Source organism: Streptomyces anulatus (assembly GCF_014650675.1).
Taxonomy (GTDB): Bacteria; Actinomycetota; Actinomycetes; order Streptomycetales; family Streptomycetaceae; genus Streptomyces; species Streptomyces anulatus.
In genome coordinates this window covers 100,670-114,810 of record NZ_BMVK01000009.1, presented here as the reverse complement: position 1 = coordinate 114,810, position 14,141 = coordinate 100,670, and the positions used below count along the sequence as shown (strand labels likewise).

General features: G+C 72.7%; 18 protein-coding genes. 15 read left to right on the top strand and 3 right to left on the bottom strand.

All coding sequences use genetic code 11. From position 1 onward, the window contains the following. Nucleotides 1-4 precede the first annotated feature (4 nt). From IE272_RS22660 to IE272_RS39145, 10 genes are all read left to right on the top strand, one after another. Nucleotides 5-538 carry an isoprenylcysteine carboxyl methyltransferase family protein gene (locus IE272_RS22660; protein WP_097937546.1) on the top strand — a complete coding sequence of 178 codons (534 nt, stop codon included), beginning with the start codon at nt 5-7 and terminating at the stop codon, nt 536-538. After that, on the top strand, nt 535-1,551 hold the full coding sequence (locus tag IE272_RS22655) for an NAD(P)/FAD-dependent oxidoreductase (protein ID WP_057667579.1): 1,017 nt from the start codon (nt 535-537) through the stop codon (nt 1,549-1,551). Before IE272_RS22660 ends, IE272_RS22655 begins: the two co-directional genes overlap by 4 nt. Before the next feature lie 129 nt (nt 1,552-1,680). Beyond that, entirely contained in the window at nt 1,681-3,357 is a 1,677-nt protein-coding gene (locus IE272_RS22650; RefSeq protein WP_050362836.1) for an MFS transporter, read from the top strand. A gap of 3 nt (nt 3,358-3,360) precedes the next feature. Beyond that, nucleotides 3,361-3,816 (top strand): VOC family protein, encoded by a 456-nt coding sequence (locus tag IE272_RS22645; RefSeq protein WP_050362837.1) that lies wholly within the window; start codon nt 3,361-3,363, stop codon nt 3,814-3,816. Nucleotides 3,817-3,910: 94 nt separating this feature from the next. Beyond that, a complete protein-coding gene (locus IE272_RS22640; RefSeq protein ID WP_050362838.1) occupies nt 3,911-4,309 on the top strand; it encodes a DUF6221 family protein in 399 nt (132 codons plus the stop codon). 112 nt (nt 4,310-4,421) lie between these two features. After that, entirely contained in the window at nt 4,422-5,288 is an 867-nt protein-coding gene (locus IE272_RS22635; protein WP_050362839.1) for an NUDIX hydrolase, read from the top strand. Between the two features lies 1 nt (nt 5,289). Beyond that, nucleotides 5,290-5,730 carry a hypothetical protein gene (locus tag IE272_RS22630; RefSeq protein WP_190007721.1) on the top strand — a complete coding sequence of 147 codons (441 nt, stop codon included), beginning with the start codon at nt 5,290-5,292 and terminating at the stop codon, nt 5,728-5,730. Further along, nucleotides 5,727-6,044: a hypothetical protein gene (locus IE272_RS22625; RefSeq protein ID WP_007451036.1), complete on the top strand. Its 318-nt coding sequence runs from the start codon at nt 5,727-5,729 to the stop codon at nt 6,042-6,044. The genes IE272_RS22630 and IE272_RS22625 overlap by 4 nt, the downstream gene beginning before the upstream one ends. 254 nt (nt 6,045-6,298) lie before the next feature. Continuing rightward, the gene (locus IE272_RS22620; RefSeq protein ID WP_032791721.1) at nt 6,299-6,502 is read left to right on the top strand and encodes a cold-shock protein; all 204 of its coding nucleotides are present in this window, start codon (nt 6,299-6,301) and stop codon (nt 6,500-6,502) included. 180 nt (nt 6,503-6,682) lie between these two features. Then, nucleotides 6,683-6,811, top strand: a complete 129-nt coding sequence (locus IE272_RS39145; RefSeq protein WP_257140576.1) for an LPFR motif small protein — start codon at nt 6,683-6,685, stop codon at nt 6,809-6,811. A gap of 147 nt (nt 6,812-6,958) precedes the next feature. Here IE272_RS39145 and IE272_RS22615 read toward each other — a convergent pair whose 3' ends face one another. Next, entirely contained in the window at nt 6,959-7,207 is a 249-nt protein-coding gene (locus IE272_RS22615; RefSeq protein ID WP_032791719.1) for a hypothetical protein, read from the bottom strand. Nucleotides 7,208-7,551: 344 nt separating this feature from the next. On the opposite strand from IE272_RS22615, the gene IE272_RS22610 reads away from it, so the two are divergent. Then, entirely contained in the window at nt 7,552-7,779 is a 228-nt protein-coding gene (locus IE272_RS22610; RefSeq protein WP_032791717.1) for a DUF5133 domain-containing protein, read from the top strand. A gap of 104 nt (nt 7,780-7,883) precedes the next feature. Next, nucleotides 7,884-8,447 (top strand): type 1 glutamine amidotransferase domain-containing protein, encoded by a 564-nt coding sequence (locus tag IE272_RS22605; RefSeq protein ID WP_050362842.1) that lies wholly within the window; start codon nt 7,884-7,886, stop codon nt 8,445-8,447. Between the two features lie 8 nt (nt 8,448-8,455). Here IE272_RS22605 and bla read toward each other — a convergent pair whose 3' ends face one another. Beyond that, on the bottom strand, nt 8,456-9,415 hold the full coding sequence (bla, locus tag IE272_RS22600) for a class A beta-lactamase (RefSeq protein ID WP_190007719.1): 960 nt from the start codon (nt 9,413-9,415) through the stop codon (nt 8,456-8,458). Between the two features lie 33 nt (nt 9,416-9,448). Next, nucleotides 9,449-10,477: a S66 family peptidase gene (locus IE272_RS22595; RefSeq protein WP_190007717.1), complete on the bottom strand. Its 1,029-nt coding sequence runs from the start codon at nt 10,475-10,477 to the stop codon at nt 9,449-9,451. 151 nt (nt 10,478-10,628) lie between these two features. On the opposite strand from IE272_RS22595, the gene IE272_RS22590 reads away from it, so the two are divergent. From IE272_RS22590 to IE272_RS22580, 3 genes are all read left to right on the top strand, one after another. Continuing rightward, a complete protein-coding gene (locus IE272_RS22590) occupies nt 10,629-11,522 on the top strand; it encodes a siderophore-interacting protein (protein WP_050362845.1) in 894 nt (297 codons plus the stop codon). A gap of 309 nt (nt 11,523-11,831) precedes the next feature. Then, entirely contained in the window at nt 11,832-12,899 is a 1,068-nt protein-coding gene (locus IE272_RS22585) for a FecCD family ABC transporter permease (RefSeq protein ID WP_190007715.1), read from the top strand. Continuing rightward, entirely contained in the window at nt 12,896-14,047 is a 1,152-nt protein-coding gene (locus tag IE272_RS22580; protein WP_190007713.1) for a FecCD family ABC transporter permease, read from the top strand. Before IE272_RS22585 ends, IE272_RS22580 begins: the two co-directional genes overlap by 4 nt. Nucleotides 14,048-14,141: the final 94 nt, after the last annotated feature.

The following is a 14,141-nucleotide window of genomic DNA, read 5'->3' as shown; positions in this document are numbered from 1 at the left end:
CCCCATGACCTCGACCTGGTACACCCTCCTGGTGCTGGCCGTCGCGGCCGAGCGCCTCGCCGAACTCGTCGTGGCCCGCCGCAACACCCGCTGGAGCCTCGCCCGGGGCGGCGTCGAATCGGGCCGAGGGCACTATCCGGCGATGGTCGCGCTGCACACCGCACTCCTGCTCGGCTGCCTGGCGGAGGTCCGGTTCGCCGAACGCCCCTTCCCGGCCGGACCCGGCTGGGCGCTGGCCGCCGTCGTCGTGGCCGCGCAGGTGCTGCGCTGGTGGTGCATCCGCACCCTCGGCCCCCGCTGGAACACCCGGGTCATCGTGGTCCCCGGCCTGCCCCGGGTCACCGGCGGCCCCTACCGGTGGCTGAGCCACCCCAACTACGTCGCCGTCGCCGCCGAAGGCCTCGCGCTGCCCCTGGCCCACGGGGCCTGGGTGACCGCCCTCGTGTTCACCGCCCTCAACGCCGCCCTCATGGCCGTGCGGATCCGGTGCGAGGACGGGGCGCTCGCCCGCCTCCCGGCCGTGGACGCGCGCACATGATCGACGTCCTGGTCGCGGGCGGCGGACCGGCCGGACTGGCCGCCGCGATCCGGGCCGCGTCGGCGGGCCTGGAGGCGGTGGTGGTCGAGCCGCGCACCACCCCCGTCGACAAGGCGTGCGGCGAGGGCATCATGCCCGGCGGCGTCGCGGCCCTGCGCGACCTCGGCGTACGGGTGAGCGGCCACGAACTGCGCGGCATCCGCTACACCGACGGCCGGCGCAGCGCGGAGGCGGCCTTCCGGGGCGGCCCCGGCGCGGGCGTCCGCCGCACCGAACTCCACGCCGCCCTGCACGAGCGGGCCGCCTCCCTGGGCGTACGCGTCGTCGCCGCGAAGGCGGGGGAGATCCGGCAGGACGCGGACACCGTCACCGCCGCCGGACTCACCGCGCGCTGGCTCATCGCCGCCGACGGGCTCCACTCGCCGCTGCGCCGTGCCCTGGGCCTCGACCGGCCCGTCACCGGGCCCGGGCGCTACGGTCTGCGCCGCCACTACCCGCTCGCCCCGTGGACCGACCACGTCGAGGTGCACTGGTCCCGGCACGGCGAGGCGTACGTGACCCCGGTCGGCGAGCGCCTGGTGGGCGTCGCCGTCCTGAGCCGCGACCGCCGCCCCTACGACCGGCATCTGGCCGCCTTCCCCGCTCTCGCGGCCCGGCTCGCGGACAGCCCCGGGGCCACCCCCGTACGCGGGGCCGGGCCGCTGCGCCAGCGTGCGCGGGGCCTGCGGGCCGGGCGCGTCCTGCTGGTCGGCGACGCCGCGGGCTACGTGGACGCGCTCACCGGGGAGGGGATCGCCCTCGCGGTGGCCACCGCGACGGCCGCGGTCGACTGCCTGACCGCAGGGCGGCCCGAGGACTACCCCCGGCGGTGGGTACGGGTCACGCGACGCTACCGACTGCTCACCGCGGCCCTGCTGGGTGCCGCCGGCCATCCGTCCTCGGGCCGGCTGATCGTCGCCGCGGCCCACCGGGCGCCCGCCCTCTTCCGCACCGCGGTCCACGCCCTCCAGTGAGGCCGCGGCGGCGTGTGCGGCCGTCCGCTCGCTCGAATGGCGAGGCCCCCATTTCGGGCATAACGTCGGTCGGGTGAACGCCCGCGCTCGCGCCGGGCACCGCCCCCGGCACGAGAGACGAACTCCACCATGACGGGCTCCCGCGCGACACCCACGGCCACGGCACACGAGAGGCATGGGAGCGGACTGGCGCTGCTGGTCATCGCCTCGTGCCAGCTGATGGTGGTGCTCGACGTCACCATCGTCAACATCGCCCTCCCGCACATGCAGAAGGACCTGGGGTTCTCCACCGAGAACCTCTCCTGGGTCGTCAACGCCTACACGCTGACGTTCGGCGGTCTGCTGCTGCTCGGCGGACGCCTCGGCGACATCCTCGGCCGCCGCCGGGTCTTCATCTTCGGCGTGCTCCTCTTCGTCTTCGCCTCGCTGCTCGGCGGACTGTCCCAGGAGGGCTGGCAGTTGCTGGCCGCCCGCTCGCTCCAGGGCGTCGGCGGCGCGATCGCCTCGCCCACCGCCCTGTCGCTGATCACCACGACCTTTCGCGAGGGGCCCGAACGCAATCGCGCGTTCGGGGTGTTCGCGGCCGTCTCGGCGGGCGGCAGCGCGATCGGACTGCTGGCCGGCGGAATCCTGGTGGAGTGGCTCGACTGGCGCTGGGTGCTCTTCGTCAACGTCCCCATCGGGCTCATGATCGCCCTCGCGGCTCCGCGCTACATCCCCGAGTCCGAGCGCCGTCCCGGCCACTTCGACGTGGCGGGCGCCCTCACCTCCACCGCCGGCATGGTGTTGCTGGTCTACGGCTTCATCCGCGCCTCCGAAGAGGGCTGGACCGACCCGATCACGCTCGGATCGTTCGCCGCCGCTGTGGTGCTCCTCGGCGTGTTCATCGCCATCGAGAGCCGCTCCAGACAGCCCATCACCCCGCTGGCGCTGTTCCGCGACCGAAACCGGGCCGGCACCTACACGATGATGCTGTGTCTCTCCGCGGCGATCTTCGGGATGTTCTTCTTCCTGACCCTCTTCGTCCAGGACGTCCTCGACTTCAGCCCGTTGCGGGCCGGACTCGCATTCCTGCCGGTGAGCGTCGTGATCGCCATCAGCGCCGGACTGGCCTCGCAGTTGCTTCCGCGCTGGGGACCCAAACCCTTCATGGTGGTCGGTGCGCTCCTGGCCGCTTCCGGGCTCGGCTGGTTGACGCTGACCGACGTCCACAGCTCCTACCTGGGTTCGATCCTCGGCCCGATGCTGGTGTTCGGCTTCGGGATGGGCATGCAGTTCGTGTCGCTGACCCTGATGGCGGTCTCGGGAATCGCCCCGAAGGAGGCAGGCGCCGCCTCCGGCACCCTCAACGCCTCCCAGCAGGTCGGCGGGTCCCTGGGGCTGTCGATCCTCGTCACGACGTTCGGCACGGCCAGCCGGAACGAGGCCACCGACCAGGTGCCGAAGTTCCTCCGGGAGGGCACCCCCGCCCAGCTCCAGGAGTTCCGCAGGACCGGTCAGCTGCCACCGCCCTGGGGCGACGAGGTGCTCACCTCGGGCGTCTCCAGCGCCTTCGTCGTCGCGGCGTGCTTCGCCGTGCTCGCCGCGCTGGTCGCCCTGTTCGTCATCCAGGTGCGGTCCTCCGACCTCGCCCGCCTTCAGGGTGGCGCGACGCCGCTCGCGGCTGAAGCCGGAGAGGACGGGGACGGGGCGACGGTCGGGGCGCGCGAAGCGGACCTGGCCCGGCCCGACCCGGACGTACCACCGCACACCCCGGACGATCCACGGCCGGACCCGGACACCGACCGACCCACGAAAGGGCTGTGACCCATGGACTGGACCCTCGAAGTGATCGTGCTGCCCGTGACCGACATCGACCGGGCCCGGGACTTCTACCGGGACGGACTCGGCTTCCACGTCGACCTCGACGACGAGGTGATGCCGGGCGCCCGCGTCGTCCAGCTGACGCCCCCCGGATCCGGCTGCTCGATCGCCCTCACCGACGGACTGCCCAACCCGACCGGAACCCCGCAGCCGGGCTCGTACCACGGCCTCCAGCTCTGCGTCACCGACATCGACGCCGCGCACGCCGAGCTCGTCCGCCGGGGCGTCGAGGTCTCCGAGCCGCAGCGGTACACCCCCGACGACGGGGCGACCTTCATGTACTTCACCGACCCGGACGGCAACGGCTGGGCCGTGCAGGAGTACCGCCGCCGGAAGACCGAACCCCTGCACAAGGTCCTCGCCGACCTGGCCGCGAGCAACGCGGGGGACACGGTGGGGTGAACCGGATGCGGAGGTGGATCGGGCCGCGCCCGGTCCACCAGAATGCTCCCCGTATCGAGTGCAGAGATCCATCAGCGCAAGGGAGCGGCATCCAATGGGCGCCAACGCAGACATGGTGGCCTTCGTCCGGGCGCGGCTCACCGACGAGGAACACGTCGCACTGGCCGCAGGCGGGGACCGATGGCGGTGCCCGGCCGACGTGCCGGGCGAGGTCCACGACCGCACCGGCGGGGTGGCGTTCACGGTGCGGGGCCGGGGCTTCGACCAGCACATCGCCCTCCAGGACCCCGCGCGGACCCTGGAGCGCATCGAGACGAACCGGGTCATGCTCGGCGAGTACGTCGAGGTCGCCGACCTGGACACCGACCGCCCGGCCGAGGACTTCCGCTCCGGCCGCGCGGTGGGCCTGGGCTTCGCCGTACGGCAACTGGCCGCCGAGTACGCGGGCCACCCCGACTACCAGGCGCGCTGGCTGCCCCGGTTCATCCAGTAGCACCTGGGGCTCCGGGGGCTCCAGGCCTCCCGTCAATCCCGTAAGTGCCCGTGCAACACACCCAGTTGATCGATAGCATCTCCCCATCGGCCTACCCGGGGGAGCTGCGCGCGTGCCCGACGTCTGGGAGAACACCCGATCTCGGTGGGAGAGCGTCCGGCACGCGGTGGACGGCGGCGGCCCGGGAGCCGGGGCCGCCTCGGCCGCACTGCACGGGCGGCTCGGCCTCTCGGTCAACCCCATCGCCGTCACGGGCGAGGCGGGGGCGGGCAAGACCGTCCTGTACGACGCGCTGACGCAGTCGATCCGCACGGGCGACAGCGACAGCTCCCGCAGCCCCGACATCGAGAAGCACGCCACGGTCCTGCGCTCCGGCAACCGCCGCACCCGGGCCGCCGTCACCGTTATTCCGGGGCAGCTGTCCACCCAGCGCGAACGGGCCCTCCAGGACACGATGCGGGGCGACGCCTCACCGCACGGCATCGTCCACGTCGTCTGCTGGGGGCACAACAGGATCTGGCAGCGCGGCTCCCAGCGCGACGTCCACGAGGCGCTCGCCGCCGACGGCGCCGTCGACCAGGAAGCCGTACGGAACTGGCACCTCCGCAAGGAGGCGGCCGACTTCCGTCTCCTGGTCGACGCGATCATCGACGGGCAGCTGGCCAAGCGGCTGCGGTGGCTGATCGTCGCCGTCTCCAAGTGCGATCTGTACTGGGACCGGCTCGACGAGGCGCGCGACCACTACATCCCGGGGCGGGCCCGTCGCGAGTCCCCGTTCGCCGCGCTCATGCGGGACCTGGAGAACGAGACGTCGCTGCGCCTGTCCGTCCTCCCGATGGCGTCCCGGCTCATCCGCCACCAGTACCTTCCCGGGCTGCCCGTGGGGACCTCGCAACTGGACGACGCGCAGATCGGCGCGTTGCGCACACATTTCGGCCAGGAACTCCAGACGTTCATCACGCAGCGGAACGGGGGCTGACATGGCCGCGATCGACGGAGGAGCGGCGTTCCTGCGGACGCTGGCGGCCGCGGAACGGCGGCTGGCCGCCGTCCAGGCCCTGAGCGCGCGGCGGCGACGGGTGCGCCGGCCCCGGATCGCCACGGGCTCCCTCGCGGTGCTGCTCCCGGGGGTCTTGGCCCTCGCCGCAGCCACGGGCGGCGGTCCCGGGGGCGTGCTCGTCGGGGTCGGCCTGGCCGTGGCCGCGCTCTCGCTGGCGGCGTGCGTCGCCCTCCTGCTGAGGATCGAGCGGCCCCTGAACCGCAGGTTCGTGGAGGAGGAACGCGCCATGATCGAAGAGGTGAACCGGATGCGGGAGCTGTTCACCCATGTCGCGGAGCGGGACCGGTGGGAGGAACGGCTGAAAACCTCGGTCCGCGAACGTCTCTCCCGCTTTCCCGTGGAAGGGGGGTCGTTCCGTTGATCCGGCGTCTGACCGTCTTCTTCGGGCTGGTGGCCTTCCCCGCCGCCCTGTTCACTTCGGCCGGATACGTACTGGCCACCCGGAAGCCGGGACCGTACCAACGGGCGTTCGAGGGCCAGTGGGACGCCATCGCGGCCGGTTTCGCCGTCACCGTGTGCGGGGTGCTGGCCGTGGCCTACGGGGTGCGGCTGTGCTTCAGCGTGCTCGGCGGCTTTCAGCCGGACAACGTCCGGCGGGGTGCGCTGGCGCTGCTCGCCGGACTGCTCGTCTGCGGTGTGGGGTTGCTGCTGCTCTGGCGGCTGCTGGCGCCCTGAGGGGACGCCGACGGGCCCTGAACGGACCGTAGTCGGTGTGGTACGGGACGGTGACCACGAAGGTGATCCACAGCAAAATGGCGTTGCTCTCTGGTGAGGAGTGATCCCGCCGTGTAGCGTCGCCGGAAGATGTCGTGGTTCGCAGTACCTGCCCGCGCCTGGCGCGGGCGTTTTGCTGTGCAGTGCCTGAGAACCAGGGCGATCACCTCCGGGTCCGCGCGGTGCGGATCCGTTTACTGCTGAGAGGTACGGGCATGGCCAGCGGAACCGTCAAGTGGTTCAACTCGGAAAAGGGCTTCGGCTTCATCGCGCAGGACGGCGGCGGTCCCGACGTCTTCGCGCACTACTCCAACATCAACTCCTCCGGCTTCCGTGAGCTCCAGGAAGGCCAGGCGGTGACCTTCGACATCACCCAGGGCCAGAAGGGCCCGCAGGCGGAGAACATCACCACCGCCTGATCCGGGTCGGACCGACCCCGGAGCCCCGGAGCGCATCGCGCTCCGGGGCTCCAGGGCGTTCCGGGCGGATTCCTGTCGGGTGGATCTCCGGTTGGGGCGGCGCGTGCGGGGTACGCGGTGGCTCTCGCACCGATCGTTCCGGAACTTCCGGAAGGTCCGGGCGGGAATGGAGGGCGACCCATGCTGAAGGCCATCGCAGATGTACTCCGCGCCATCGGAGGAGCCATCGCCACCGTCGTCACGCTGCCCTTCCGGGCCCTGGCCCGGCTGTTCGGCGGCGCGTCGAGCAGCGCGCGCGGCCACCACTGAACGCAGAGGCCCGTGCCCCGGCCCGGGAAGGGCCGGGGCACGGGCATGCCGTGCGCGGTGAGCCGTCCGGGTTCCCGGGGCGTGGGCCCGGGGCGTGGGCCCTGGGCGCGCCCACCCGGCAGGCTGACCCGCGCCCAGAGGGCGTCCCTAGCCCGTCGACTCGTCCGGGGCCGGGTGCCTGTCGGGGTGCGCGCCCGCGTTGCGTGGCGTGTTCCGGCCGGCGCCGGCCTCGTCCAGCTCGGGTTGGCCGCCCTGGCGGGCCACCCGGTCCGGCACCGGTATGTCGAGAGCGTCCTCGCCCTCCTGCGTCTGCTGGTCCTGCATGTCCGCCGGAACGGGGGGCGGGCTGCCGGAAGCCCCGGTGTAGGCGGTGCCTTCCGGCCTGCGGTCGGTCATGAGAGCTTCCTTCCGTACTGCCCCGGTGCGACCGGGGAGCGAGTGATGCGCCCTGGTGGGTACCCGTTGCCGGGCGAAGCAGTCCCCGGACCGATGAGGGCCGGGACACACCGCCCGGCCCGGGGGACGGCGGGGGAAGGCCCGGGGAGCAGCGGAGAAGATGCGGAGGCCATGCCGCCCGGCCATATTGGAGCTCCGGCCACCGGCCGGGAGCGCGTCGCGCGGCACCGGAGCGGCGGACGCGTCGCCCTGGTGTGTGGCCCGCCCGCGGGCGGGTACGCGGGGCGGTGCCCCCACCCGGGCGCAGGACGACACTCCACGATTCCGGCGGAAGGATGCCCCGCATGCTGATGGCCCACCCCACGGTGCTGCGCAACTTGATCGAGCAGTACGAGGCACTGCGAGTGCTGCACGCGGAGAGCGGCGGCGAGGAGGCCCGGCAGCGCATGGACGACGTGGCCTACACGCTGTGCGTGTCGACCGGCACGGGCGACGTCGACAGCGCTCTGGTCGCCGCCCGCCACCGGCTGCCCGGCGCCCTGCCCGAGGACGACTCCGTCCTCTCCTCCTGACCGCGTCCGGGCAGCCGAAGGAGAGGGCGCCGCCGTGGCCCGCACGGTGAGCGTCACCGTATGAACGACCACGGACGAACGACACCACAGGAACGGAGCAGTCCATGTCCAGCACCGCTCTCGACGACCGCCGGATCCTGGCCATCGTCACCAACTACGGGGTCGAGCAGGACGAACTCGTCGTCCCCGTGAAGCACCTGCGCGGACACGGGGCGCAGGTCAGCGTGGCGGCGGTCTCGGCGGACGGGATCCGCACCCTCGTCGGGGACCGCGATCCCGGCGAGACCGTGCGGCCCGACCTCACGCTCGACGACGTCGACCCCGCCGCGTACGACCTGCTGCTGGTTCCGGGCGGCACGCTGAACGCCGACTCGCTGCGTCTGCAGGACGCCACCACCCGGATCGTCAGCTCGTTCGCCGCTTCCGGCCGGCCGGTGGCCGCCATCTGCCACGGGCCGTGGGCGCTGGTCGAGGGCGGCTACGTCCGGGGCAAGACGCTGACCTCGTACGCGTCGCTGCGGACCGACATCACCAACGCGGGCGGCACCTGGGTCGACAAGCCGGTGGTCCGCGACGACGCCTCCGGCTGGCCGCTGATCACCTCCAGGAACCCCGGCGACCTGGACGACTTCCTCGGCGAGATCGACGCCGTGCTCGACGAGTCCTGAGCCGTCCTCTAGGAACGGCCCCGCTGCCCGGTCAGGGCGGCGACGGCGGCGGACGTGGCCTTCGCGATCAGCGTGTTGTCGTAGTCGGCGTCCGCGTCCCTCCGGTTGGAGAGCACCGCCAGCACCAGCGGCGCCGCGTCGGGCGGCCACACCACGGCGATGTCGTTGCGCGTCCCGTACGTACTGCCCGCCCCGGTCTTGTCGCCGACGGTCCACCCCTTCGGGACCCCCACCCGGATCAGCTCGCCGCCGGTGGTGTTGGCGGTGAGCCACTGCGCGAGCCGGGCCCGCTCGGGCTCGGCGAGGGCGTCGCCCAGGACGAACGCCCGCAGATCCTCGGCCAGTGCCCGGGGGGTGCTGGTGTCGCGCGTGGCGCCGGGAGTCCACTCGTTGAGCTCGGTCTCCCGCCGCTCCATCCGGGTCACGTCGTCCCCCAGCTCCGCGAGCAACGCCTGCAGCTTCCGGGGCCCGCCGACCGCGTCGAACAGCAGATTGCCCGCGGTGTTGTCGCTGAAGCGCACGGCGGCGTCGCACAGATCACCCAGGCTCATTCCGGTGGCCACGTGCTTCTCGGTGACGGGGGAGTGGTCGACCAGATCCTCACGGCGGTACGTCACGACCCGCTCCAGCCCGCCCAGCCCGTATCTGCGCAGCACGGCCCCCGCCGCGAGCGCCTTGAACGTGGAGGCGTAGGCGAACCGTTCCCCGTCACGGTGGGCGACCGTGCGCCCGGTCCCGGTGTCGACGGCGTACACGCCGAGCCGCGCCGCGTACTCCTTCTCCAGCGCCGCGAAGGCGCGCCCGGCATCCGGCGCCGTGGCCGAGGGCGATCCGGACGCCTTCCCGGCGGGCGACGGTGAGGGGGAGTCGGATTCCGTGCCACAGGCCGCGAGCGGCACGGACACGAGGGCGCCGCCCAGCAGGCGGAGCACGGAACGCCGGGCGTGGGGGTTCGGCAGTCGACTCATCCCTTCATGCTAGGGCGCGGGCCGCCCGGAGAGTCAGTCGAGTGTCTGCGTCAGCTCGCTGCGTGTCGACGTGTGGACGACCCGGCCCCGTGCCCCGTTGACCAGGGGGAGGTACGGCGGCACATGGCCGCACTCGACGTCCGCGACGATCGGCACGTTCAGCGGGCCGAGCGCGTCCAGCACGGCCTGGTGCTGGGTGAGCGAGCTCGTGTCCGGGGCCGAAGTCCGGCCGACGAGAACGGCGTTGGCCGTGTCGAAGAAGCCGGCCAGCCGCATCCCGTGCAGATTGCGGCAGATGGTGAGCGCGTCATGGCCGCCTGCCTCCACGTACACGAGGAGGCCCTCCGGGGCGTGGGTCCGGGCGAAGGCGGAGGTGTCGAGGTACGGCGTCCCGGTGAGGTTGCACAGCATCTCGGTGCAGCCGCCGATCAGCCGCCCCTCGACGTCCACGTCGCCGTCGCCGTCCAGCCTCGTCCATCGGCCCGGGGTGTCGAGCGTGAACGTGCGGACCTCGGGATGCTCCGCGTAGTCGTCGTAGCCCGTGGCCCGGTGCCGCTCCGGTGGAAGCTGGGTGAAACGGTGGCCCGGCGGCGCCGTGACGATGTCGAGCCAGGACACCAGCCCCTGCGGCACTCGGTAGGGGGTGTCCATGAGGTTGTTCCCGTGCACGGTCGCCGCACCCGTGAGGAGGGTCAGCGGCGTCATGACGGTCGACATGTCCGAGTAGCCCACCACCCAGGTGGGTTCGGCCGTGCGCAGCCGGTCCCAGTCGAGCAGCGGCAGCAGGTCGATCGCGGTCTCCCCGCCCCACGGCGGTACCACGGCCCCGATGCCGGGGTCCGTCAGCATCGCGGTCAACTCGGCCGCCCGGTCGGCCGCGGGGGCGCTGATGTGCCCGCCGCCGTCCATGCACCGGCCGGTCACGACCTCGTACCCCCGCGCCTCCACATCGCGCACCGCGACCGCGAGCCGCTCGCGCAGCTCCTCGGGGACTCCGCTGGACGGGGAGGTGACGCCGATTCGGTCACCGGGGCTCAGGGGGCGTGGATATCGAACGGACATGCGTCGGATTTTGCCACAGCGCCCGACCGTACGACCGATGCCGTAGCGAACCGGTGTCCGTGAAAGGTTAGGCTGACCTAAGTCAATTCGGTTCTCTCGTCCCGGCGGGCGAGGCGCTCAGGCCGACCACGCGTACGAAGGGGCAGAGTCCATGACGATCCACCGAGCCGTCGTTGCCCGAGTGCAGCCGCTCACCGAGACCATGACCCGCGTCACCCTTCACGGGGAGGGTCTGGCGGGCTTCAGGACCACCGGGGTCGGTGACGAGTACGTACGGATCTTCCTTCCGCACGGCCCGGACCGCACCGAGGTCTCCCTGCCCCGGACGACCGAGCAGGGCGGATGGGAGACCCCCGAGGGGCAGCCCGTCGCGCCGATGCGCACGTACACGATCCGCGCCGTGCGCCCGGAGGCGGGCGAGGTCGACATCGACTTCGTGCTCCACGAGGGCGGCGTGGCGTCCGGCTGGGCCGCCGAGGCGCGGCCCGGGGACGTCGTGGGCGTCAACGACCCCACCGGCCTCTACAGCCCCCCGGCCGACCTCTCCTGGCAGGTGCTGGTCGCCGACCAGACCGGTCTGCCCGCCGCCGCCCGGCTGCTGGAGAACACGCCGGACCACGTCAGGACCCGGGTGGTGCTGGAGGCGCCCGCGCCCTCGGCCGTGCTGCCCCTGCGGGAGCCCTCCGACTCCAAGGTGACCTGGACCTACGGCGGAAACGGCCACGGCCCGAGCCGCCTGGCGGACCTGGTGGCCGCCGCCGTCCCGCCCGGCACGGACCTCGCGGGCGGCTACGTCTGGGTCGCGGGGGAGACCAACGCCCTTCGCTCGGTGCGCCGTTACCTCCGTCGCGACCTCGGGCTCCCGGCGGACCGCTTCAAGGTCGTCGGCTACTGGATACCGAACTCCGACACCTGGACCGAGCGGTACGAGGCGCTGCCCGACTCCGTGCGCTCCGAGCTGGAGGCCCTCTGGGACAACCCGGCCGGCGACTCCGAGGATCTCACCATCCGTTACGAGGCCCGTCTGAGCGACCTCGGGCTCTGATCGGCGTCCCGTGTCCCGGGTCCGGCCGGGGCGGCCGCGTCGCCGCCCCGCCGGACCGGCCTCCTCAGCCGCCGCGATCTTGGGTAAGGTCAGCCTTACTTCGCGGGGGTTCCGTTTCGCTCAAGTCGGTCAACCAGCTGGTGGTGAAGGCCGGTTGGCGGCGTGCTGCGCCACCGCGATGACAGCGGACGCGACGGAAGGCTGCACCATGCGGGTGGATATGCTCGGCTCTCGGATCTGGGGGCCTCACGCGCCGCAGGCGTTACGTGGGCGTCCCCATCGGCCTCTCCGGGCGGGCGGAACGCCGACGTGACCGCCCCGCCCACCGCCCTCGGCCGCCGGGCCGCCGCGCGGAAGCCGCAGCCGGAACCCACCGCCGTCCGGTCCGCCCTGCGCGGCGGTGGACTCCTCGCCCTCGCCGGGCTGCTCCTGCTCCTCGTCGTGCTGAGCACCTGGATCGGCACCAAGGACACCACGCTCGGCCAGGTGTGGACCGCGCTCTGGAACGACGACGGATCCTACGCGACCGACGTGGTCCGCCAACTCCGCCTGCCGCGCACGCTCGTCGGCCTGATGACCGGCGCGGCGCTCGGCGTGGCGGGAGCGGTCATGCAGACCGTGACCCGCAACCCCCTGGCCGACCCCGGTCTCCTCGGCGTCAACGCGGGGGCCTCGGCGGCGGTCGTGTTCGGCATCGGCGTCGTCGGCCTGGCCGGCTTCGGGTCGCTGGTGTGGTTCTCCTTCGCCGGCGCGGCGCTCACCACCGTGATCGTGTACGTGCTCGGCGCCTCCGGAAGAGCCGGGCCCACGCCCGTACGCCTCGCGCTGGCCGGGGCCGCGGTGAGCGCGAGCCTGAGCGGCGTCATCGCCGGGCTCACCGTCTTCGACTCCGCGACCTACGACTACCTGCGGTTCTGGATGGTCGGATCGCTCGCCGGCCGGGAGCCCGAACTCGTCGTGCAGTTGCTGCCGTTCGTGGCCGTAGGTCTGGTGATCGCCCTGCTGCTGGCACGCCCGCTGAACTCCCTGGCCCTCGGCGAGGAGCTGGGCCGCGCGCTCGGGGCCCGTATCGCCCGGACCCGGATCGCCGCGGTGATCGCCGTGACCCTGCTCTGCGGGGCCTCGACGGCCGCCGCTGGGCCGATCGCCTTCGTGGGCCTGGTCGTTCCGCTGGTCGCCCGCTGGCTGACCGGGCCCGACCTGCGCTGGGTGCTGCCGTACTCGATGCTGCTGGCCCCGGTGCTCCTGCTGGTCTCGGACATCATCGGCCGAGTGGCCCTGCCCGGCGACGAGTTGGAGGTCGGCGCCGTCACAGCGGTGATCGGCGCGCCGGTGTTCATCGCGATGGTCTGCCGGCGCAAGGAGGCTTCGCTGTGACGACGACAGAGATCCGTCCGGCCCCGGAGGCGGGCGGCGGCGCGTCGGACGCGGCCCGGCCGGTGCGGTGGTGGTCCGGACGGGTCAGCTTCCGGATGCACCGGCGTACGGCCCTGGTGAGCTGCGGCGCCCTGCTGCTCGCGGCGCTCCTGCTGCTGGTCAGCCTGTGCGTCGGCTCCTACCCGGTGCCGGTGCCCGACGTGGCGCGTGCCCTGTTCTACGGGACGGGCGACCGGCTGGCCGTCCACTTCGTCAACCAGGAGCGCCTGCCCCAGGCCCTGCTGGCGATCCTGGTCGGCGGCGCGCTCGGCATGAGCGGCGCGATCTTCCAGAGCGTGTCGCGCAACGCGCTCGCCAGCCCCGACGTCATCGGTTTCAACAGCGGGGCGGCGACCGGCGCCATCCTGGTCATCGTGACGTTCGGCGGCGCCGCCGCCTCGGTGGCCGCGGGAGCGATCGTCGGCGGACTGGTCACCGCGCTGCTGGTCTCCGTACTGGCGAGCAGGGGAGGGCTGCAGGGCATCCGGCTGGTCCTCATCGGGCTCGGCGTGACCGCGATGCTCGGATCGGTCAACTCCTATCTGCTCACCCGGTCCTCCCTCAACGACGCCCAGAACGCGCACATCTGGCTCGTCGGGACGCTCAACGGACGGGGCTGGAGCTCCGTGCAGATCATGGCCGCCGCCCTGGTGCTCCTCCTGCCGCCGGTGCTGCTGTTCGGCAGACGGCTGCGGATGATGGAGCTCGGCGACGATCTCGCCACCGGCCTCGGTGTCCGGGTGAACCGCTCGCGGATCGCCCTGACGGTGCTCGGGATCGGGCTGTGCGGGGTGGCGGTGGCGAGCGCCGGGCCCATCCCGTTCATCGCGCTGGCCGCCCCGCAGATCGCCGCCATGGTCGGTCGCAGCCCGGGCGTCAGTCTGGTCTCGGCGGGGGCGGTGGGCGCCGGACTGCTCTCGGCCGCACACCTTGCTTCCAGCCAGTTCTTCTCCGCCCTGGTGTGGGTCGACCGGCAGGTCGGATGGGTCCGGGTCGTGGAGGAGTCGCAGCGCAACAACCTGCTGCCGGTGGGCGTCACCACCGCCGTTCTGGGCGGTGCGTACCTGGCCTGGGTGCTGTTCAAGCGGCGCGGCACCGGCACCGCGTGAGGAGGCGTCCCGGGGCGCCGAAGCGTCCTGGGCGCCTATTTCAAGCCATCAAAACCGATGGTGAACCAGTGAGTTGAGGGATTCGGTGAGTCAA